The 21,717-nt window shown below is 59.2% G+C and carries 17 protein-coding genes and 2 pseudogenes; 3 read left to right on the top strand and 16 right to left on the bottom strand.

All coding sequences use genetic code 11. The features are described 5' to 3' along the window. Positions 1–34: 34 nt before the first annotated feature. On the bottom strand, positions 35–343 hold the full coding sequence (locus FHT84_RS20180) for a hypothetical protein (RefSeq protein WP_183763831.1): 309 nt from the start codon (positions 341–343) through the stop codon (positions 35–37). Positions 344–403: 60 nt separating this feature from the next. Here FHT84_RS20180 and FHT84_RS31480 point away from each other — a divergent pair. Then, positions 404–543, top strand: a pseudogene (locus tag FHT84_RS31480) (transposase); the annotation flags it as partial. A gap of 63 nt (positions 544–606) precedes the next feature. Here FHT84_RS31480 and FHT84_RS20175 read toward each other — a convergent pair. The 10 genes from FHT84_RS20175 to FHT84_RS20130 form a co-directional block, all read right to left on the bottom strand. Further along, positions 607–1,080: a hypothetical protein gene (locus FHT84_RS20175; protein WP_183763953.1), complete on the bottom strand. Its 474-nt coding sequence runs from the start codon at positions 1,078–1,080 to the stop codon at positions 607–609. Positions 1,081–1,090: 10 nt separating this feature from the next. Beyond that, a complete protein-coding gene (locus FHT84_RS20170; protein WP_183763828.1) occupies positions 1,091–1,660 on the bottom strand; it encodes a DUF2478 domain-containing protein in 570 nt (189 codons plus the stop codon). 56 nt (positions 1,661–1,716) lie between these two features. Further along, complete coding sequence (glp, locus tag FHT84_RS20165; RefSeq protein WP_183763825.1) at positions 1,717–2,922, bottom strand: gephyrin-like molybdotransferase Glp; 1,206 nt, start codon at positions 2,920–2,922, stop codon at positions 1,717–1,719. A 44-nt stretch (positions 2,923–2,966) separates the two neighbouring features. Continuing rightward, entirely contained in the window at positions 2,967–3,251 is a 285-nt protein-coding gene (locus FHT84_RS20160) for a hypothetical protein (RefSeq protein ID WP_183763822.1), read from the bottom strand. 10 nt (positions 3,252–3,261) lie between these two features. Beyond that, positions 3,262–4,053 (bottom strand): peptidylprolyl isomerase, encoded by a 792-nt coding sequence (locus FHT84_RS20155; RefSeq protein ID WP_246698590.1) that lies wholly within the window; start codon positions 4,051–4,053, stop codon positions 3,262–3,264. Positions 4,054–4,154: 101 nt separating this feature from the next. After that, positions 4,155–4,883: a respiratory nitrate reductase subunit gamma gene (gene narI / locus FHT84_RS20150; protein ID WP_183763816.1), complete on the bottom strand. Its 729-nt coding sequence runs from the start codon at positions 4,881–4,883 to the stop codon at positions 4,155–4,157. 12 nt (positions 4,884–4,895) lie between these two features. Beyond that, positions 4,896–5,606 (bottom strand): nitrate reductase molybdenum cofactor assembly chaperone, encoded by a 711-nt coding sequence (narJ, locus tag FHT84_RS20145; protein ID WP_183763813.1) that lies wholly within the window; start codon positions 5,604–5,606, stop codon positions 4,896–4,898. Next, positions 5,606–7,132: a nitrate reductase subunit beta gene (gene narH, locus FHT84_RS20140; protein ID WP_183763810.1), complete on the bottom strand. Its 1,527-nt coding sequence runs from the start codon at positions 7,130–7,132 to the stop codon at positions 5,606–5,608. Before narH ends, narJ begins: the two co-directional genes overlap by 1 nt. Then, positions 7,129–10,872 carry a nitrate reductase subunit alpha gene (locus tag FHT84_RS20135; RefSeq protein ID WP_183763807.1) on the bottom strand — a complete coding sequence of 1,248 codons (3,744 nt, stop codon included), beginning with the start codon at positions 10,870–10,872 and terminating at the stop codon, positions 7,129–7,131. Before FHT84_RS20135 ends, narH begins: the two co-directional genes overlap by 4 nt. A 15-nt stretch (positions 10,873–10,887) precedes the next feature. Next, positions 10,888–13,638 carry an MFS transporter gene (locus FHT84_RS20130; protein WP_183763804.1) on the bottom strand — a complete coding sequence of 917 codons (2,751 nt, stop codon included), beginning with the start codon at positions 13,636–13,638 and terminating at the stop codon, positions 10,888–10,890. 246 nt (positions 13,639–13,884) lie between these two features. Here FHT84_RS20130 and FHT84_RS20125 point away from each other — a divergent pair, with 246 nt between their 5' ends. Together FHT84_RS20125 and FHT84_RS20120 are read left to right on the top strand one after the other, a co-directional pair. Continuing rightward, positions 13,885–14,604 carry a cyclic nucleotide-binding domain-containing protein gene (locus FHT84_RS20125; RefSeq protein WP_183763801.1) on the top strand — a complete coding sequence of 240 codons (720 nt, stop codon included), beginning with the start codon at positions 13,885–13,887 and terminating at the stop codon, positions 14,602–14,604. A 48-nt stretch (positions 14,605–14,652) separates the two neighbouring features. Beyond that, positions 14,653–14,865: pseudogene (locus FHT84_RS20120) on the top strand (transposase domain-containing protein); the annotation flags it as partial. A gap of 103 nt (positions 14,866–14,968) precedes the next feature. Here the strand turns inward: FHT84_RS20120 and FHT84_RS20115 are convergent. The 5 genes from FHT84_RS20115 to FHT84_RS20095 form a co-directional block, all read right to left on the bottom strand. Next, positions 14,969–15,934: an HD-GYP domain-containing protein gene (locus FHT84_RS20115; RefSeq protein ID WP_183763798.1), complete on the bottom strand. Its 966-nt coding sequence runs from the start codon at positions 15,932–15,934 to the stop codon at positions 14,969–14,971. A gap of 235 nt (positions 15,935–16,169) precedes the next feature. Further along, a complete protein-coding gene (locus tag FHT84_RS20110; protein ID WP_348647363.1) occupies positions 16,170–17,954 on the bottom strand; it encodes a methyl-accepting chemotaxis protein in 1,785 nt (594 codons plus the stop codon). Positions 17,955–18,327: 373 nt separating this feature from the next. Beyond that, positions 18,328–18,702, bottom strand: coding sequence for a metalloregulator ArsR/SmtB family transcription factor (locus tag FHT84_RS20105; RefSeq protein ID WP_183763947.1), 375 nt, complete (start codon positions 18,700–18,702; stop codon positions 18,328–18,330). A 375-nt stretch (positions 18,703–19,077) separates the two neighbouring features. Then, the gene (locus FHT84_RS20100) at positions 19,078–19,554 is read right to left on the bottom strand and encodes a chemotaxis protein CheW (RefSeq protein ID WP_183763795.1); all 477 of its coding nucleotides are present in this window, start codon (positions 19,552–19,554) and stop codon (positions 19,078–19,080) included. Continuing rightward, positions 19,554–21,494 carry a methyl-accepting chemotaxis protein gene (locus tag FHT84_RS20095; protein WP_183763792.1) on the bottom strand — a complete coding sequence of 647 codons (1,941 nt, stop codon included), beginning with the start codon at positions 21,492–21,494 and terminating at the stop codon, positions 19,554–19,556. Before FHT84_RS20095 ends, FHT84_RS20100 begins: the two co-directional genes overlap by 1 nt. Positions 21,495–21,717: the final 223 nt, after the last annotated feature.

The raw sequence follows: 21,717 nt of genomic DNA, 5'->3' as shown, positions 1-21,717 counted from the left end.
TGTGGTGACACGCAGGTCGGCTCCGAACATTACATTACAAGCGAGAAACTCCGTGGCGGCAGGCAGAAATAATCCTTTTTCTCATCGTTCGCACCCATTTCCGTCGATGTTTCGTCGAAGCCCTCAGAACAGGAAGAATGGTGGCGGCCCAACGGAGCAAGCTTTCACGTTCTTCGAGCATCTCTACTGAATCGAAAAGCGGGCGCGAGATAGAATGCCCGACGCCGGTGAAATGCACGCCGGTTGCATTCGCCGTTTCCGCCAACAGCACAGCTTGCCTGTCCTGAACGCTCGAAAAGGCGTGGCTCGACAACAGCGCGCCAAGGATCGTGCCGGAGACCAAGCTGGGGGATGCCGTCTCCTAAACATTGAACTAATGGGATTACCTGACGCGTTATACCGCGACGGCAGGATGCCGATCAACAACACGATTTTGGAACGCGAAATCAGAGTTTTCGAATTACGAGAAAGAACAGTCTATTCGCCGGCAGCGAGAGTGGTGGACGCATGTGGGCTACGGTGGCCACGCTTCTCCAGACCGCCTTGTGCCGACCGGCGCACCTTGTTCTGACCCCTCCATGCCCGGGCGAATGCCGGTATACACTGTTAGAAGAATGACAGACCATGAGATCCGGCAACGGCGCCGAACGCCGTGACGGCCGTAAGCAGCAGGAGAAATTCGTGCAAACGGCTCAAACGGCGGATGGATACCTTCGGGTCCCGGCGCGCGCTCTTTTCGAATTTCAAATGCAGAAGCGGTTCGATCACAAAGAGCATGATCATGAAGATGAGCCACACGCCGAACATCGCCGACATCCACCAGAAATTCGGATCGGCGAACCGATCCCAGAGCTCCATCCTGTAGGTCATCCAGAGACCCGTTGCGCCTGCGAGCGGGACCGAGATACGCACCTGGACCGAAAAATGCCGCTCGATGCTTTCAAACAGCACCAGCGCGTCTTCAGCCATCCGATGCGATCTAGCGAGTGGCAACACGACCAGCGTCACGAAGCTCAGCCCGCCGATCCAATGAATCACGGCGAGGACGTGCAGCGCGCGAGCCACCACGATGTCATCCATCATTGATCCTTCACGCAACCACCTTCAACGTATCGTCCGCCCGCCAATAGATGGACCGCAGACGTTCTGCAGCCGCCAACCGGTCGGAGGCAAGATCCGCCAGTTCGATTTCCCGCGCAAACCCGGCTGTGAAATCGCGAAACGGCGCGAGATTGATGACGGGGACCCCGATCAGGACCGGAACCGAAAGTTCCAAAGCCCTTGCGATCAACGATCTGAAGCCGCCGCCTTCCACCTCGGTCTTCCCGAACTTGCAGAGCACCAGCAGGTCGGTCTGGGCGGATAAACCGGCTTCCGCAGCCTCGCAGGCGCTTAACAGCCGGTCGGTATTCAGGACACAGCCGCGGGCATGCGGGCCGCGATCATCGGATATCGCGCGGACCTCGCCTGTCACGAGGTCGCGGAGATACATGTCGCATTTGGTGCGGCCGGGCTTCGCCCGACTGTGCTGAACAAGCCCGGCCAGCCGCACGCCTTGATCAGCCATCGTGACGGTGACCTCCTGCAGAAAGACTTCGAAATCCGATCCCTTCGAATAGACGATCGCTGTTATCGGGGGTTCTGGATGAGTGATTTGCATGCGGTCTCCTTCAAATAGAAATCAGCGGCAGATTGGGCACGCACCAGCCCCCTCGCTCACGCACCGTAACGCGATTGATCGAATGGAAGCACCTCGAGGACTGTGCCCGCTTCCACCGCAGTCGATGCATTGGGGACGATGGCAATGGCATCGGCGCACGCCATCGTCATTATTCGGTGTGAGCCGTCGGGTCCGCCGCGATGGGCGATCAAACGCCCTCGCTCGACGCTCAACCGAACCGGAAGCAATTCCGTTCGATCCGGCTTGTGGGTGAAAGTGAATGCCACCTCCGCCGTCATGCGGTCAGCAGGCTCCTGGCCGAGCAGGACACTGGTCATAGGGCGCACGAAGGCGAGTGCCGCGAAGGCTGCCGCTTGCGGATTGCCCGGAAGCCCGACGAAACATGCGTCGCCGAGCTTGCCGAATGCCAGAGGCTTGCCGGGCTTCATGGCCACCTTCACGACATCCAGCTCTCCTCCGGCCCGCGCCACGGCATCGCGCACATGATCGCCTTCTCCGACCGACATTCCGGCTGATGTGATCACAATGTTGGCCGTTTCCTTGGCCTCCTGGAGTGCGCGCGTGATTGCCGCCGGATCATCTGGAATGGTCAACGATGCGACACTGATGTTCGGGCCTGCCAGCAGCACGGCGAGCATGGGACCATTGGAATCGTAAATCGCTCCCGGCGGGAGCGGTTTACCGGCGGCACGAAGCTCGGAGCCCGTTGACAGAACCGTGATCTTGAGAGGACGGACAACGGCAACGGTGTCGATCCCAAGAGCGCCGAGCAGCGCGATTTCCTTCCAGCCGATGATGCGGCCCTGGCCGAGGACGACGCTTCCCTGTGCTACATCCTCTCCAGTTCTTCGAATGTGGGCGCCGAGCTTCAGATCCAGCCCAAGCTGTATGAGATCGCCTCTGCGCGTCACATGCTCCTGCATCACGACGGTATCGGCACCGCTCGGAAGTGCGGCACCCGTCATGATGCGGTGGGCCGTACCGGGAGCAAGTACGGCTGGCGGATCGCCGGCCTTCGTGCGGCGGGAGACCAGGAGAACGGAAGGCATGCCGCCCTTGCCGGCGATGCAGACAGCATATCCGTCCATGGCGGCCTGATCGAATGGTGGCAGGGGACAAGGCGCTTCGATCGGTGCTGCCAGAATGCGTCCCCGGGCGTGAGCCAACGGCACGTCTTCTCGGAGATTGAGCGGCCAGGCGAGCGCCATGGCGGCTCGGCGCGCGGCTTCGAATGACACCATGACCCTTTCGGAGTGGAAGCAATCGGGAAGGACAGCAGGCATCGTCAAGCCTCGCCCTCTTCCGGCAGGACCTTGTGGAGGATGGCGCGAATGGCGGCAAACCCCGGATCGTCGGCGCGGTTCATGATACCGACCAGTTGAACGAAGTGATCGTCGGAAGCCGTCTCCATGAATGACCGGACGACCGCGGCAAGATAGGCGGCCGGTTCCATGGCTTCGTCAGCGGCCGCCTTCTCGACCCGTGTCGCCAAGCCTTCCATGCCGACCGCTCCAATGAGGGCGGCCGCAGTCTGCGGGTTGTCGAGCGAGGCGATGAGAGATCCCAGCATGTTTCTGCCCTCACTGCACCAGGGGAGTGGCGGCACCATCGAGAGCGATGCCCCGGATCTCGGCGCGGCCGATCAACAGCGAGATATATTGTGCTGTTGCCTGCCGGCGGACATGGTCTTCAAGATAGTCAGCGATCCGGCTGTTGACCGCCTCGAACGGCAGAAGTGCGCCTTCGATCTTCCGCACCAGCCGAATGAGATGGACACCATAACGGGTTTCGATCGGGGCGGATATTTCACCAGGGGTAAGAGCGGCAAGCGCGGCTTCGAATTCCGGTGTCGTTTCTCCCGGACTGATCTGCCCGAGGCTGCCACCGACTTCCCTCGAAGGGCAATCGGAGCAGTCCCCGGCAAGCGCTGCAAAGCGCCCCGGCTCGCGCTCCAGAAGGTCGGCAAGCGAGGCCAGCCGTTCCCGCGCCTCGGCGAAAGCGTCGGCATCCTGCCGCGGCGCGACAATCAAGATATGATCCGCCTCGAAAAGCGGCGGCGTTACGAAGCGCTTGCGGTTATTGTCATAGAAGCGGCGCAACACCTCTTCGTCTGCCGCAGGGGTCTGCACTTCCCGCTCAAGAAGGGCACGCAGCAGTGCGTCTTCGTCGGTTTCGACGCGCCCCTCGGCGTCGGCCTGTGGCTCAATCGGAATACCCAGACGCTGCGCCTCGTCCAAAAGCAGATGGCGAACGATAAGCGCCCGCGTCGCAGCATGCCACGCAGCGCCTGGATTGTCGGCCGGGAAATTCTGCGTCTCAGCGGCAATATCCTTGCGGGAGATCGGCACGCCATTGACGCTGACCGGCGGCATGACGCCTGCGCCGGCCGCCCAACTTGGCCGGTGGTCATGCCGGTGCTCGTGTTCGTCTCCAGGCTGTGCGCCAGTGCGGTCGATGATGATGGAAACCATGGTCACTCCCCGGGATGTCTATAGGAACGCGACGGATGACGCCCGCGATCGAAGCGGCTCCGCACCACCTGATAGCCGGGGCGCCCAAGATACCAGATCGGCGCGCTCCAGACGTGGACCAGGCGGGTGAACGGAAACAGCAGGAAGATCGTCATGCCCAGCAACAGGTGCATTTTGAAGATGGGATGCACATCCGCGACGTAGGCGGCGGCCGGTTGCAAGGTCAAAATGCCCTGCGCCCAGTTCATGAACTTCACCATCTCATGACCGTCCATGTGGTGAAGCGAGACGAAGATGGTGGAGAGGCCGAGCGTCAGCTGCAGCCATAAAATGAGCAGGATCGCCATATCCCCGAAGCTCGAGGTCGCGCGGATGCGCGGATCGAAGAAGCGGCGATGAGCGAGAAGCGTGATGCCTATGAAGCAGGCGATGCCGGCAACGCCACCAACGGCGATCGCAAGTCCCTGCTTGAAGCTGTGCGGGATTCCCAGCGCGTCGAAAATCGCAATCGGCGTCAGCAAGCCGCCGGCGTGGCCGACGAAGATTACCAGAATGCCGATATGAAAGAGGTTGGAACCCCAACGCAGCTGCTTGCGCCGCAGCAACTGCGAAGAGCCGGTCTTCCAGGTATATTGCTCGCGGTCGAAGCGGATGAGGCTGCCAAGTAGGAAGACGGTGAGGCAAAAATAGGGATACCAGCCAAAGAGTGCGGAATTGATCGTCTCGGACATGATCTTCCTCTTTCAATGGACGTTGCTGCGCACATCGCGATGTGCGGCTCGCAGCCGGGTTTGAAGCCTTTCGGTGGAACAGCCATCCATGGCACCGCTTCCAGGGCCAAAGGTGACGGCTGTCTCTTCCCATTCCGCATCGAGCGAGGAGAGATCGGCCGCCTCTCCCTTGGAGAGATCCGCTTCGCCGGACGCATCGAGCGGGACGCCCGCAATGACTCGAATGGCCATTAACACGGCCGCATAGGGCGAAACTCTTGAAACCAGGCGCTCGTCAAGCGCACCCAGAATATGAGCAGTCTCGGAGAGAAGGCTGAGCGCCTCGCCAAGCGGTTTCGTCGACAGATATTCGAGGAAGAGCGGCAGATAATCCGGAAGTTCATTGGCCTGGAGCTCCAGTCCGTCCTTTTCATAAAGGGCGGCAAGGTCGACCATGGCCTGGCCGCGGTCGCGGCTTTCTCCATGCACATGCTCAAAGAGATGCAGCGAAAGGCGCCGGCTCCTGTCGAAGAGTTCGACATAACGTTCTTGCAGCTCAAAGAGATCGAGCGATGCAAGATCATTGAGAAGCGGGCGAAGCGCCGATAGGACGGAAGGCGGGACGAGTTTCTCCGCGGCGATCGCCTCTTCGATCTCCGGCACGGCGGCACAGAGTTCCTCTGACGGATAGGTCAGGAGTGCGGAGAGTGCACGGAAGGTAAGAACGGCTTGCCTCTCGGTCATTATGCAATCTCCATCGGGTTCTTGGCCTTCGTCTGCGGCTTCGTGCCGAAGAGGTTGGTCTCGCTTGAGCCGCCGGAACAGCCGTTGCCAAAGGAGAAGCCGCAGGAGCCGCGCAGGTCGTAAGCATCCTCGCTCCATTCGCGGTGCGCGGTCGGGATGACGAAACGATCCTCGTAATTGGCGATCGCCATGATCTGGTACATGTCCTCGATGTCGGCGCCGGTGAGCCCGACATTCCGAGCAATACGTTCGTCGATGCGGCCGTCGACGGATTTGGCGCGCATGTAGCCGCGCATGGCAAGCATGCGCTCCAGCGCCAGCGCCACGGGCTCCTCATTGCCTGCAGTCAGGAGGTTGGCGAGATATTGCAACGGAATGCGCAGCGAACGAACATCCGGCATATCGCCGTTCAGGCCCATCTTGCCGGCGGACGCCGCCGATTGGATCGGCGACAGCGGCGGCACATACCAGACCATCGGCAAGGTGCGATATTCGGGATGCAGCGGGAAGGCAACCTTCCAGTCCATCGCCATCTTCCAGATCGGCGAAACAACAGCGGCCTCGAGCCATGCCTCCGGCACACCGTCGGCGCGCGCCTGGGCGATCACCTTTGGATCCTTCGGGTCGAGGAAGAGATCGAGCTGGGCCTGGTAGAGATCCTTCTCGTTAGGGGCGCTTGCGGCCGCCTCGATGCGGTCGGCATCGTAGAGCAGCACGCCGAGGTAGCGAATGCGCCCGACGCATGTTTCCGAGCAGACGGTCGGCTGGCCGGCCTCGATGCGAGGATAGCAGAAGATGCACTTTTCCGACTTACCGGACGACCAGTTGTAATAGATCTTCTTGTAAGGGCAGCCGGACACGCACATGCGCCAGCCGCGGCACTTGTCCTGGTCTATGAGCACGATGCCGTCCTCTTCGCGCTTATAGATGGCGCCCGAGGGACAGACGGCAGCGCAGGCCGGGTTGAGGCAGTGCTCGCACAGCCGCGGCAGGTACATCATGAAGGTGTTTTCGAACTGGCCGTAGATCTCCTTCTCGATCCCCTCGAAATTCACATCCTTCGAACGCTTCTCGAACTCACCGCCAAGAATTTCCTCCCAGTTCGGACCCCATTCGATCTTCTCGATGCGCTCGCCCGAAATCAGTGACCGCGGGCGCGCCGTCGGGAATGCCTTCGATTCCTTCGCGGTATGCAGATGGTCGTAGTCGAAGGTAAAGGGTTCGTAGTAGTCGTCGATCTCCGGCAGGTCCGGATTGGCGAAGATATTGGCAAGGATACGCCATTTCGCACCGATCTTCGGCTCGATCTTGCCGTTGCGCTTGCGCCGCCAGCCGCCATTCCATTTCTCCTGATTTTCCCATTCGCGGGGATAGCCCACGCCGGGCTTGGTCTCGACATTGTTGAACCAGGCATATTCGACGCCCTTGCGGCTGGTCCAGACATTCTTGCAGGTCACCGAACAGGTATGGCAGCCAATGCACTTATCGAGATTGAGAACCATCGCAATCTGGGCACGGATCTTCATTCTGCAGCCTCCTTCTGAGCACTGGTTGCAAGCGGCTCTTCCAGCCAATCGACCTTGGACATCTTACGCACGACGACGAACTCATCGCGGTTGGAGCCGACGGTGCCGTAATAGTTGAAACCGTAGGCAAGCTGGGCATAGCCGCCGATCATGTGGGTCGGCTTGAGGACGGTGCGGGTCACCGAATTGTGGATGCCGCCGCGGTTGCCGGTCAGTTCCGAACCGGGGGTGTTTATGATCTTCTCCTGGGCGTGATACATCAGCACCATGCCCTGCTTGATGCGCTGCGAGACGACGGCGCGGGCGGTCAGTGCGCCATTGGCGTTGAAGACTTCGACCCAGTCGTTATCGACAATGCCCGCCGATTTCGCATCCGTCTCCGAAATCCAGACGACCGGCCCGCCCCGGTTCAGTGTCAGCATCAGGAGGTTGTCGGTATAGGTGGAATGGATGCCCCACTTCTGGTGCGGCGTCAGAAAATTGAGAACAATTTCCTTGTTACCGTTCGGATGGCGATCCTTGACCACACCGATTGTCTTCAAATCGACCGGCGGTTTCCAGGTGACGAGGCCTTCCCCGAAAGCCCGCATCCAAAGATGGTCCTGATAGAGCTGCTGGCGGCCTGTGAGCGTACGCCAGGGGATCAGCTCATGGACGTTGGTGTAGCCGGCATTGTAGCACACCTTCTCGCTCTCGATGCCCGACCAGGTGGGCGACGAGATGATCTTGCGCGGCTGCGCCTGAATATCGCGATAGCGGATCTTCTCATCTTCCTTGGGAAGGGCAAGGTGCGCGTGGTCGCGGCCCGTCGCCTTCGACAGGGCTTCCCAGGCCTTCACCGCCACTTCGCCATTGGTCTCTGGCGCAAGCATCAGAATGACCTCTGCCGCATCGATGTCGGTCTCGATTTTCGCAAGGCCCTTTGCCGCACCGTCCCGATGCACACCGTTCAGCGCCGCAAGCGCTGCCACCTCATGTTCAGTCTGCCAGTTGATGCCCTTGCCGCCATTGCCGATGGAAGTCATCAACGGTCCGAGTGCGGTAAAGCGGGCATGGATGTTCGGATAATCACGCTCGACGACTGCAACCGATGGCATGCTGCGGCCGGGAATCGGCTCGATCTCGTCGCGTTTCCAGTCCTTGACATCGAAGGGCTGCGCCATCTCCCCGGCAGTATCGTGCTGAATCGGCGTCAACACGACGTCCTGTTCGACACCGAGCACTTCCGGGGCGACCCGCGAAAAGGCTTCGGCGATACCCTTGTAGATGTCCCAATCGGAGCGTGCTTCCCAGGCCGGATCGACCGCCGCCGACAGCGGATGGATGAAGGGATGCATGTCCGAGGTGTTGAGGTCGTTCTTCTCGTACCAGGTGGCAGTCGGCAAGACGATGTCAGAGTAGACGCATGTGGTCGACATGCGGAAATCCAGCGTCACCAAAAGGTCGAGCTTTCCGCGCGGCGCCTCGTCGTGCCAGGCGACTTCCTTGTTGCGCACGGCGCCTTCCGCTCCGAGATCCTTGCCCATGACGCCGTTTTCAGTGCCAAGCAGGTGCTTCAGGAAGTATTCGTGCCCCTTGCCGGAAGAGCCGAGCAAGTTCGAACGCCAGACGAACATATTGCGTGGCCAGTTGGCCGGATCATCCGGGTCTTCGCAGGAAAGCTCGAGCTCGCCGGATTTCAGGGCCCTCGCAACATAATCCTTCGGCTCCAGACCGGCCACCTTCGCTTTTTCAGCGATCGAGAGCGGATTGACCTTCAACTGCGGGGCTGACGGCAGCCAGCCCATGCGCTCGGCGCGGACATTGTAGTCGATGAAACTGCTTTCCCAATCACCCTCGGGCGCCGTCGGCGACAGGATTTCGGCGGCCGTCAGCGTCTCGTAGCGCCACTGATCGGTATGAGCATAGAAGAATGATGTCGAGTTTTGGTGGCGCGGCGGACGAGACCAGTCGAGCCCGAAGGCAAGCGGCGTCCAGCCGGTCTGCGGCCGCAGTTTCTCCTGCCCGACATAATGCGACCAGCCGCCACCGGACTGACCGATCGCCCCGCAGAAGACGAGAAGGTTGATCACGCCGCGGTAGTTCATATCCATGTTGTACCAATGGTTCATGCCGGCGCCGATGATGATCATCGAGCGGCCATTGGTCTTCTCGGCGTTGGCGGCGAATTCACGCGCGACCGTGATGATCGCATCGCGCCTGACGCCGGTGATATGCTCGGCCCAGGCGGGCGTGAACGGCACATTCTCATCGTAGTCGCGGGCAATATTGGCACCGCCGAAACCGCGATCGAGGCCGTAATTGGCCATCATCAGATCATAGACGGTCGCGACCTTCATGGGCGCGCCATCGGTGCCTGATATCGTCCGGACCGGGACGTTGCGGGTCAGGATTTCGCCATGTTCGGTCGCCACGAAATGCTCGGTGGCACGGCCGCCGAAATAGGGAAAATCGACCGCCGCGATCTCGGTACCCTCGCCCGCAAGCGAGAGTTTGAGAGAGGTGTTACGGCCGTGACCGTCCTTCTCTTCGAGGTTCCACTTGGCCGATTCACCCCAGCGATAGCCGATGGAACCGAGAGGGGCGACCAACTCGCCCGTCTTCTCGTCGATCGCGACCGTTTTCCATTCCGGATTGTTGGTTTCGCCCAGCGCGTCTTCCAGTTCCGAAGCTCGCAGCAAGCGCTCGGGAACGAGCCGGCCGTCGCGCTGTGCTAGCCGCACGAGGAGCGGCATATCGGTGTAGCGGCGGGCATAATCCTCGAAATAAGGGACCGACCGCTCGAGGTAATATTCCCGCAGGATCACATGGCCCATGGCGAGCGCCAGCGCCGCATCCGTTCCCTGCTTCGGGTTCAGCCAGATGTCGGCGAATTTCGTCGCCTCCGCATAGTCAGGGCTGACGACGGCGCTCTTGGTGCCCTTATAGCGGACTTCGGTATAGAAATGCGCATCCGGCGTGCGCGTCTGCGGCACGTTCGAACCCCAGACGATGATGAAGCCGGCATTGTACCAGTCGGCGCTCTCAGGCACATCGGTCTGCTCGCCCCAGGTTTGCGGGCTTGCCGGCGGCAAGTCGCAATACCAATCGTAGAAGGACATGCATACGCCGCCGATGAGCGAGAGATAGCGCGCGCCGGCCGCATAGGAGACCATCGACATCGCCGGGATCGGCGAGAAGCCTATGACGCGGTCCGGCCCATGCGCCTTGATCGTATAGGCATTGGCGGCGGCAACGATTTCCGTCACCTCGTCCCAGTTCACCCGCACGAAGCCGCCATGGCCGCGAATGGAGATGTAGGATTTGCGCTTTTCGGCATCCTCGACGATCGACGCCCAGGCTGCGACCGGCGACATGGTTTTCCGCGCCTTGCGCCAAAGCTTCAGGAGCCGTCCGCGGATCATCGGGTATTTCACCCGCGCGCCGGAATAGAGATACCAGCTATAGGAGGCGCCGCGGGCGCAACCGCGCGGCTCATGATTGGGCAGGTCCGGCCGCGTGCGCGGATAATCGGTCTGCTGCGTCTCCCAGGTGACGATGCCGCCCTTGACGTAGATCTTCCAGGAACAGGAGCCCGTGCAGTTCACCCCGTGGGTGGAGCGGACGATCTTGTCGTGCTGCCAGCGCTTGCGGTAGCCGTCTTCCCAGGAGCGGTCCTCGCTGGTGACGACGCCGTGGCCGTTCGAAAACTGGCCGACATTCTTTCGGAAAAAGGTTAGCCGGTCGAGAAAATGAGACATGTATTTCTCCTGGTCTTATTCGGCCGCGGCGGCGGTGCCGGCGGTGCTGCGCTTGCCGCGCTCGATATCGTAGAGAAGGCTGCCCTTACGGGTGTAGGCCGCCCAGGTGAGGACGAGGCAGGTCACGTAGAAGATGAGAAAGGCCCAGAGCGCAGCCTCGGCCCCGCCCGCGAAGGCGATCGACAGGCCGTAGCCCATCGGGATGAAGAAGGCGCCGAAGGCGGCGATCGCCGAGGTGAAGCCGGTGATCGCAGCCGATTCCTTTTCCGCCTGCAGGCGACGGGTTTCCGCGCTGGCTTCGGGCATCAGCCGGACCATCTCCTTGCGCATGATCGCGGGGATCATCTGGAAGGTCGACGCATTGCCGACGCCGGCCGCGAAGAAGAGAACCAGGAAGGAGATGAAGAAGCCCCAGAAGGCACCCGGCTGATCCTTGGTGGCGATGAACCACAGAACGCCGCCAGCACCGATCATCATCAGAACGAAGACCCAGAAGGTCACCCGTGCGCCGCCGTAGCGGTCGGCCAGCCAGCCCGTTCCCGAGCGGGAGAGCGCACCGACCAGCGGTCCGAGAAAGGCGAACTGCAGGGCGTTGACGTCGGGAAACAGCGTCTTGGCAAGCAGCGGGAAGCCGGCCGAATAACCGATGAAGGAGCCGAAGGTGCCGGTATAGAGCCAGCACATGATCCAGTTGTGCCGGCGCTGGAAGATGACCGCCTGCTCGGCGAAGGATGCCTTGGCCGAAGCGATGTCGTTCATGCCGAACCAGCAGGCGAAGGCCGAAATGGCAATGAAGGGCACGAAGAAGAAGCCGGCATTCTGCAGCCACAGCGGCGCTGCTCCGGCTGCCGCCTTCGCCATGGCCGGATCGCCGCCCAGCCAGCCGAAGATGCCGGCAGTGATGACGAGCGGAACCACGAACTGCACGACGCTGACACCGAGATTGCCGAGGCCGGCATTGAGTGCCAGTGCATTGCCCTTCTCCGACTTCGGGAAGAAGAAGGAGATGTTGGACATGGAGGAGGCGAAGTTGCCGCCGCCGAAGCCGCAGAGCAAGGCGAGCAGAAGCAGCACGACATAGGGCGTCTCCGGATTCTGCACGGCAAAGCCGATGCCGAGCGCCGGGATGATCAGCGACCAGGTGGTCAGCGTCGTCCACAGCCGTCCGCCGAAAATCGGCACCATGAAGGAATAGAAGATCCGGAAGGTCGCGCCGGAAATGCCGGGGAGAGCCGCCAGCCAGAAGAGCTGGTCGGTGGTGAAGGTGAAGCCGACCAGCGGCAGCTTGGCGACGACCACGGACCAGACCTGCCAGATGGCAAAGGAGAGCAGCAGCGCAGGAATCGAAAGCCAGAGATTGCGGCGCGCAATGCGGCTGCCCTTTTCCGTCCAGAAGGTCGGATCTTCCGGACGCCAGTCGGTAAGTACCGCATCGCTGCGGCGGGGCTCGACCTTCGGCGCCGGCATGCCCTGCATTTCCGGAAAGGGCGGCAGCGCTTCGAGGCTCTTTCCCACCGCGCGGCGCTCCATCTGACGGATGGCCACATGCATCCAGACGAGCGCGACCGACACCAGCAGGAAGAGCGCCATGAAACAGCTGGTCCACAAACCGGTGAGATCAAGCAGAACACCGAAAAGGATCGGGAGCAGGAAACCGCCGAGACCGCCGATCATCCCAACCAGTCCCCCGACGGCACCGACATGATCCGGATAATAAGCCGGAATATGCTTGTAGACGGCAGCTTTGCCCAGCGCCATGAAGAAGCCGAGGACGAAGAGGACAACGGTGAAGCCGACCAGGCCCATTTCGAGGTGGAAGGTGGCAGGGCCGTTGAGCGTTTTAACCGCGTAGTCCGTCGGTGGATAGGCGAGGATGAAGGTGGCGACGATGGAAACCAGAAACGTCCAGTAGAGCACACGGCGCGCGCCATAGACATCGGACAGATGCCCGCCATAGGCGCGGAAGAGGCTGGCCGGCACCGAGAAAAAGGCGGCGATCATGCCGGCGGTGCGGATATCGAGACCATAGACATTGATAAGATATTGCGGCAGCCAAAGCGACAGGGCGACGAAGGCGCCGAAGACGAAGAAATAATAGAGCGAAAAACGCCAGACCTGAACGTTTTTCAGCGGTTCCAGTTCGAGCCAGGCGCCTTTCGGCCGGATGCCGGCCCTCCGCCGGTCTTTGATTATCGGATCGTCATCGGTGACGAACCAGAAGATGACTGCCATGAGGACGAGCGCCGCGGCCCAGATTTCGGCCACGGCCTGCCAGCCCCAGGCGACCAGCACCAACGGCGCCAGGAACTTGGTGACAGCCGAACCGACATTGCCGGCACCGAAGATGCCGAGCGCAACACCCTGCTTTTCCGGCGGAAACCACCGCGACACATAAGCGACACCGACAGCGAACGAACCACCGGCGATACCGACGCCGAGAGCCGCCAGAAGCATTTGCGGATAGGTATGCGCATAGGTCAGCAGGAAGGTTGCGACGGCCGAGGCAAGCATCGTTATGACGAACACAATGCGGCCGCCATAAAGATCCGTCCAGATGCCGAGCGCGACGCGGATCAGCGAGCCCGTGAGGATCGGCGTGCCGACGAGGAGCCCGAATTCAGTCTCGCTTAGCCCGAGTTCCTCCCGGATCCGGATGCCAATGATGGCAAAAATAGTCCAGGCCGCAAAACATACTGTAAAGGCAACCGTGCTTGCGCTAAGGGCGGTACGCTGTGTCTTTGCGTCAATCTCTTGGAGAGCAGGCATGACGATATTCCATTCGTGACAAAGAGAATCCTTCGGTCTCGAAATTGGGGAATAACTGCGAATGCATGCGGTAACTTTGATTTCCGTCAAATAAAACTGTGGAACGATAACAATGTCAGAGATGAACGAAGAGTTTTTTCAGAAATTATCAAATATAGATTTGCCGATTGACCTATTTATACTGGCAAATTGATAAATTTCGTTTTTGCACTATAAACCCATCAAGCGAAGGGCGGAGAACGCACGATGCGATCGGAAAATGCTGCGGCGATCCGGAGTCTGGAACTGTTCAGGGATGTGCAGGATGATTCTTTCCACTCGCTGATCGAGGCCAGCTACCTGCAGCGGTTCCCCCGAGGCGTAACGCTTATCCGTGAAAGCGAGCCCGCCGACTTCCTCTACATCGTCGTGGAGGGGCTGGTCGAAATGTTTGCGGCAACGGAGACGCGCGAAACCACGCTGGACATCGTCGCTCCGGTCGGCGTCTTCATTCTTGCCGCGGTGCTCAACGACGAAGTCTATCTCCAGTCGGCGCGGACGTTGGAACCTTCCAGCATCCTGATGATCCCGGCCGGAAGAATACGCCTTGCCATGGAAACCGATCCCGCCTTCATGCGCGCGATCGTCATGGAGTTGGCCAGAGGCTATCGCCGCACGATCAAGGACCTGAAGAGCCAGAAATTGCGCACGAGTGCCGAGCGGCTCGCAAACTGGCTCCTGCGCGCGGACAAGGACCAGGGTCGGCACGGAACGGTCGAGATTCTCGTCGAAAAACGCATTCTGGCATCGCGCCTCGGAATGACGCCCGAAAATCTGTCCCGCGCCTTCTCGACGTTGAAATCGTGCGGCGTCAGGGTGGAGGGGTCGCGCGTGGAAATTTCGGAACCTGCCGCCCTCGTCGGTTTTGCAAAGCCCGACACGCTCATCGATGGCCCGGAGAACCCGGCTCAATCGGCCTTAGACTGACTACCCTGCTCGTTTTGGACCGCCGAACCCGAGAAACATCCTGTTGATCACGATGAAGGGGGCCGCAATTGGGCCCGGTTTGCCAGCCTGATCGGCACAGCTTGTAAAATGAACGGCGTTGAGCCTTACGCCTATCTGTGCGACCTCTTCACCCGCCTCGCAAACGGCCACCTCGCCAAAGATATCGACGATCTGATGCCATGGGCCTATGCCGCTCGCATCAAGGCCCTCACAATGAGCTCGTCAGATACTATCGGGTGAGCTCACATCCGGCCCTCCCGCAAGACTATCAACCGGCTCCAACTGATCAATCAATGGGTCGTGGGCGGCGCATACGCCCGTCCGACCAAATTGCCGGCCTCGATCAATTCAGGGTGCCGTCGATAATCATTCGCGATACGAAAGTCGCTAACAGATCAGGGTCGAAATGCCCGGGCGAATTCATCATTAAGTTGATTGCCTCAGTTTGTGACCAAGCCTTCTTGTAAGGCCTCACAGTCGTGAGAGCATCATAAACATCACAAATTGCGGCGATGCGAGCCATAAAGGGTATCTCATCCCCGGCCAAATGATGCGGATAGCCGGAACCGTCGAACTTCTCATGGTGGTAGAGGCAAATATCGAGAATCTGCAGTGGCATGCTGTCGAGCCTCGATATTAATTCATAGCCACGTTGTGGATGAGTGCGCACAATGGCCATTTCCTTGGATGTCAGCTTTCCAGTCTTCGATAGGATGGATGGGGGTAATGCCATCTTGCCAAGGTCATGGACTAGACCCCCCATGGCGAGGAGTCGTATGTCGTGTTCCCCCAGCCCGAGCTTTCGGCCGAACGTGACCATCAGCGCGCTCACGGCAAACGAGTGAAGAAACGTTACCTCGTCGTGCTCCTTCAGCCGTGCGATCGCGATCATCGCAGCAGCATTGCTTGCGGCATCTGACATGATATTAATTACCGCCTCATCCGCGGCGTTGACAGAAAAGGTGCCCTTGATCCTAGCGTCCGATAGCACGTTATGGATGTAAGACTTTGCCGTTGCCAGCGACTGCCGCGCTTCCTCAATGGCCCTCATCGAAAATGACGCAAGAAGATCCGTTTCGAAGCGCCTTCTCCTGGAATGGTTGGACGGCGGCGTTTGCTGCTCGACGTCGAGACCCTTGCGAACGTTAATGACCACGCTGATCACCTTACAGTTCATCATACGGTCGATCTCAGACGCCGAAGAAATGAGTGACGGGACGAACTTTCGAACCGACACGCGAGCTTCGCTTTCTACATCCTCGACAAACATACCTAACCGGAGTTGGTGGAGTCTTATCCGCTTCCGCATCGCTTATAGGACCTCGAGCATCAAACAATCGTGGCAGGACGTTAGTCAAACGTCGATTCGTTAACGGACAGAGGATCGCAGTGGTTTGGAATGTTCCTCGGATTTTGAACGATGGCCTGGTCTTGAGGGAATCAGAGCAGATGACCCGGTCGGCTGGTAAGTGACCTTACAGATGCCTTATGCTCGACCCAAGATTTGGCTCACCGTTCAGTTCGCCTCAGTGGCATTGAGCGGCTCAGAAATCCTCCCATCCCTCGAGCTGCAGGGCTGCATTACCGACATTGGCGCGCCGACGAAATCGCGCTTGGCGCGCAGGCGCGGCATCTTCACGCCACGACGTGGTCGGAGCGGCCGCAGTCAGCACAGGTGATCTGGAGCTGTCCCGCAGTTGAAACTGCGCCACCATTTCCCGCAGCTTCGCCGTCTCCGTGGCGAGCGTCGCGCTGGCGGCGGTCGATTCCTCGACCATGGCAGCGTTCTGTTGCGTGGTCTGGTCCATTTGGTTGACGGCGGTATTCACTTCCGCAAGGCCCGTTGCCTGCTCCTTCGCCGAGCTGGCGATTGCCTGCATATGGTCGTTAATGGACACGATCTGCTGCTGGATGATCTTGAGCGCAGACCCGGTTTCGCTGACGAGTTTCACACCCTTGGCAACTTCTTCAGACGAATTGCGAATGAGTTCCTTGATTTCCTTGGCCGCCTGCGCCGAGCGCTGGGCTAGCTCACGAACTTCCTGTGCAACAACCGCAAAGCCTTTGCCCGCATCACCTGCACGCGCGGCCTCAACGCCGGCGTTCAAAGCCAGCAGATTGGTCTGAAACGCGATCTCGTCGATCACCGCGATAATATTCGAGACCTGGCTCGAAGAGCGCTCGATTCCGGCCATCGCCTCGACCGCTTCGGCGACGATCCTGCCGGAGCGGGCTGCGCTCTCGTCGGCAGTCTGAGTTGCAGACCGAGCTTCTTCGGCGCGGCGCGACGCATTGGTGACGTTGGCGGTGATTTCGTCGAGCGCGGCGGCAGTTTCCTCAAGGGAGGCAGCCTGCTGTTCCGTTCGCCGGGATAGATCGTTCGCGCTGTGACTGATTTCGCGAGAATTGCTTTCGAGAAGATCGCTCGACTGCGAAACGCCGCTCAAGGTGCCGTTCAGCTGTGCCAGCGCGGCATTGAGGTTACTCCGCAACAGCTCGAAATCTGGCGCAAACGGGTTCGTCAGCTCAAATGACAGGTCGCCTGCCGCCATCCTGGTCAAGGCATCGCCGATGGTATCGACCGCGTGAACACGTTCCGTCACCACGGTTGCGAATTTCACGACCTTAGCCACCCGTCCTTTCTCGTCCAGCACCGGATTATAGGAGGCATTGATCACCACCCGCTTTCCGCGCTTGCCTAAGCGCACGAACTCCGCCGCTTGCACCTTGCCGGCGCGCAATTGCGTCCAGAAATCTTGGTACTCCTGCGAGGCCGCATAGTTAGGATCGACGAACATGCGATGATGCTGACCCTTGATCTCGTCGAGACGGTAATCAAGCGCTTCGAGGAAGTTCTGGTTGGCGGACAAGACTTGGCCATCGGGCGCGAACGCAATGATGGCCTGCACGCGGCTGATTGCCTCCATCTGCGCCTGATAATCAAGATTTTGCAGTCGCACCCTTGCGTCAGCCCATTCGACCACAAATCCGGTAACGACCTGTCCATGCTTTAGCGGGGTCACGATAAGATCAAAGCTATGATGCCCGACGGAGATGGTAGCACGATGCTGTGTGGTGAGTTTCGACAGCATGCCGCGCTGATGGGATGGGTTCTTATGAAAGATATCGATGTTGGATCCCACAAGCTTGTCGACTTCGAATCTCGGCAGCTCTTTCTTGAGATCGCCCTCGGCCTGCTTTAGCAACTCGCGGGTCGCATCATTCAAATACGTGATGTTGAGCTTGGCATCGGCGATCATGATATTGGCGCTGATGGTATCGAGCGCCCGTAATTTCGCCTTCTCATTATTGTCAAAGAATCCCAGCACGAAAACAGCTCCCCTTCCTGAAGTCTAGTGACAGCGATTGGTAAAGGTGACGGGATCGAGCGGATTCTCGATTGAAAGAGTTTCATGATTTCCAATAAAACAGTGATGGATTTTCAATAAAGAATAGTTAATTCGCAGAATTTTTTTGCGTTTAACTATCTGTAATTTCAGTCGTTTTATCCCTTTTTGCAACTAAGCGCTGAGCTCACGCAATTCGCGCCAATGCAATCGATGACGACTTCGGTTATGGAGCTTCCGGAACACAGGAAGCCAGAGCAACTCGGTCGCAGCCTAGACGATATCATCCCACGTTCAAGTGAAGGACCGGAAATTGAGACCATGCCTGGCTCACTGGCGCGAGCCGCTTCGTTAATCAGCATCGAGACGCTGAGAGAGGTCGTCTGAAAGGCGGTACCATCGCAGAAAATCGCCTGTTAAGCGCCATTGATCGAAATCGCCCGAATGACGATCGATGGGAGTTCCTCCTCCGACACCATAGATCTCCCCTAATGCGAGAAGCAGCCTTTCCCGCATCCTGCAACGCAAGCCGATAAAAGATCATCTGATGTACCCCGCGCGTTTTCACGACGCCCTGCTCTCGAAGCCGTGCCAAGTGCTGCGAGATGACCGACTGACTCAAGCCGCAAATCTCGCAAAGCTCACCGGCGTTAACTTCCCGCGTGCGAATGGCGTTCAGGATAAGAAGGCGTGTCGAATGCGAAAACGCATTCAAGAGGCCGGCATGCATCTCGGCACGTGCCGTTCCACCATTCCTCGCAGAATACATGGCTGAGTCTCCACCGTGAAACAGGAGACAAGATTTCATCTTCCCCCGCTACGGCAAAGCCGCAGCGGCGAAATGGTCGTAAACAAGGCATGACGGCGGTTCACAATCATCAAGCAATGTAGTTCCGACGCTATCAGTATGATACCGCCAGCCAGCGCGCTGCCTCGCCACATTAAAGCCCAGAGCGTTCCTGCGGACGTGCCCGATTACACCCCCTTGCGCTCCGCGTTCATGATTCCGCCCCTTGCTATGGCTCTACGCCGGCAATTCACGGGTCTGATGCTTGTTGGCTGCCGGCCGCATATACGATATCGCGGCCGACGCTGAGGCCGGAATCTAGGCAACATCCTCCCGCTCGTCCGACGCGCTCGAAGCGAAGATCCCATCGAGGTTGAGGAAGCAGATCATGTCTTTGCCTCGAGCGAACATTCCCTCCGCATAGCCGGGTGTCGAAAGTCCGGCCGCCGTAGGCACAGCCTGGAGGTCGGATGTCGATACCGTCAAGATGTCGGAGACCCGATCAACCATGAGGCCAATGGTCCTCCCCCGGACATTGGTGACGACAATGGCGCTGCGCTCGGTCGTCTGTGCTGGTGGCATTCCCAGCTTGACGGCAAGGTCCACGATTGGGATGACTGAGCCGCGCAGGTTCATTACGCCCATGACCTCTGGTGGAGTGTGAGGTAACGGCGTTACCGGTCCCCAACCGCGAATTTCTCGTATGGAGATGGTACGCACGCAGAACTGCTGATCATGCAGCATGAAGGCGATGATCTCCAGAAGTTGATCATCGGATCTGACGGAGATATCCATTAGAATTCCTCCCACTCGCCGCTTTTAGTATCGATGGCTGCGTTGCCGGAGAAAGCCGATGCGATCTTGCGTCCAAGTGCTTTGACTGGGGAGCCGACCGGCTTGTCGTGGATATTGGCCATGCGGACAGATGTTCCCTGCTGAAGCGCTGCATCCCCGAGTCTGAATTGGCCAAGCAGTTGGCTGAGCGATGTGACCTCCTTAGCCAAGCTGTGACTTGCGGCTGTAGTCTCTTCGACCATCGCAGCGTTCTTTTGTGTATCCTGGTCCATTTGGTTGACGGCTGTGTTGATCTGCTGAAGCCCGGAGGACTGTTCCTGCGCCGATTCCACGATAGCCAGCACGTGGCGATTGATTTCCTGTACCTCAGCCACGATCGTCTCAAGGGCCTTACCGGTATCGCCGACCAGCTGCACACCCTGCTGAACCTGACCATTGGAGGTGGTAATCAGCGCCTTGATTTCCTTTGCCGCATGGGCGGATCGTTGAGCAAGTTCGCGGACTTCTTGCGCGACGACGGCAAATCCCTTTCCGGCGTCACCTGCCCGCGCCGCCTCGACACCGGCGTTTAGCGCCAGAAGATTTGTCTGGAAGGCAATTTCGTCAATGACACCGATGATGTTGGAAATCTCCCCAGACGACGTCTCAATCTGCTCCATGGCTGCTACGGCGCGGCGAACAACTTCCCCCGATCGCTCCGCTCCCGCCTTGGCGCGTGACACGAGCTGTCCCGCATCCTGGGCGCGCTGCGTGGAGTTCTTGACGGTGGTGGTAATCTGCTCCAGCGCGGCTGCAGTCTGTTCTACGGCGGCGGCCTGTTGCTCGGTTCGCTTGGCGAGATCGTCGGCGGCTGATTTGATTTCGTTGGCGCCGGCATCGATACCGCGAGCATTCTGGGAAACATTGCTCAATGCCACCTGCAGCTTGTCGGCAGAGTTGTTGAAGTCACCGCGAACGCCATCGAGCGACGCTGCGAAGGGCTGATGGATGCGGTAGGAGACATCTCCTTCCGCGAGCTTCGATAGAGCCGCGGCAAGATTGTCGACGGCAAACTGCACGTCTGCGGCTTCCTTGGCCTTTTGCTTTTCCCGTTCGATGCGCTCGCGCTCGCTCATTGAGCGGTTGGCTTCGGTTTCCCGTTCCAGGCGGACCCGCTCCATGGCATTTTCACGGAACACTTCCACCGCTGCCGCCATTTCGCCGACTTCGTCCCCGCGCTCGATGTGGGGTATTTGGCTATCGCGATCCCCGTCTGCAAGCCTACACATGGCAGCATTGATGTTCTTGATCGGCTTGACCACGAAAAGATAGATGAGCCACAAAGCTGTAAGCGAGAGCGCGATCGTCAGAGCGCAGCTGACATAGTTGCTGAAGGCGGTGGTTTGTGCGGCTTGCCTGGCGTCGGCATTGCGCCTTTCAAGCAAGTCACGCTCCTCTGCTGCCATTTCAGTAACCTTGGCACGGATCGCGTCCATGTACTGCTTGCCAGCCCCTGATGCCTCCAATGCGCGAGCCTGATCCTGCGAACCCGCGCTCTGCATGAGAGTGACTTCCTTTTGCAAAACCTTTCCGGTCCAATCGGAGACAAAGACGTCGAGTGCCACGAGTCGAGACTGTTGAAGCGGATTGTCCGCGGTCAACGCCTTTACGTCACTTAGAGCCTGGCGATAGCTTGCTTGACCTTCCTTCTGAGGGCCCAGAAACGCTTCGTCGCCAGCGATGAGATAGCCCCTGAGGCCAGTCTCCTGATTGACCATCGATGCGGTAATGCGCTCAAGCGTCGACAGTACTTGGTAAGTATGCTCAGTGATGCCCACGGCTGCATTTTGCCGTGCCAAACCACTCAGATTGATAGCGCATACAGCGATGCTCAGGAGGATAAGCGCGGTGAACGCAACGGAAATTTTGGTGACGATTTTTAGGTTGTTGAACGTGGACATCGTAAATCCTCTTGGTCCAGCGAAAGTCGAGCAAAGAACCGCCTTCATCGCGGCGCCCTGAGTGAGCGGCCAGTATTTCAGAGGATAAGAAGTGCATGCGTCTAGTTTGCCGGAGGCAGAAAGCCTCCATGCGCGATTATTCACTGCTACCCAATTTTGAGCTCGCGTATCTAAATTCGAACGTCTGGCTTACAGGGAAGCCTCTGCCGTCATGGGAAGACCC

The sequence above is a fragment of the Rhizobium sp. BK289 genome (genome assembly GCF_014193575.1).
Lineage (GTDB): Bacteria > Pseudomonadota > Alphaproteobacteria > Rhizobiales > Rhizobiaceae > Rhizobium > Rhizobium tropici_C.
Note: the sequence above shows the minus strand (reverse complement) of the source record. Positions and strands in the feature narration are given on the sequence as shown.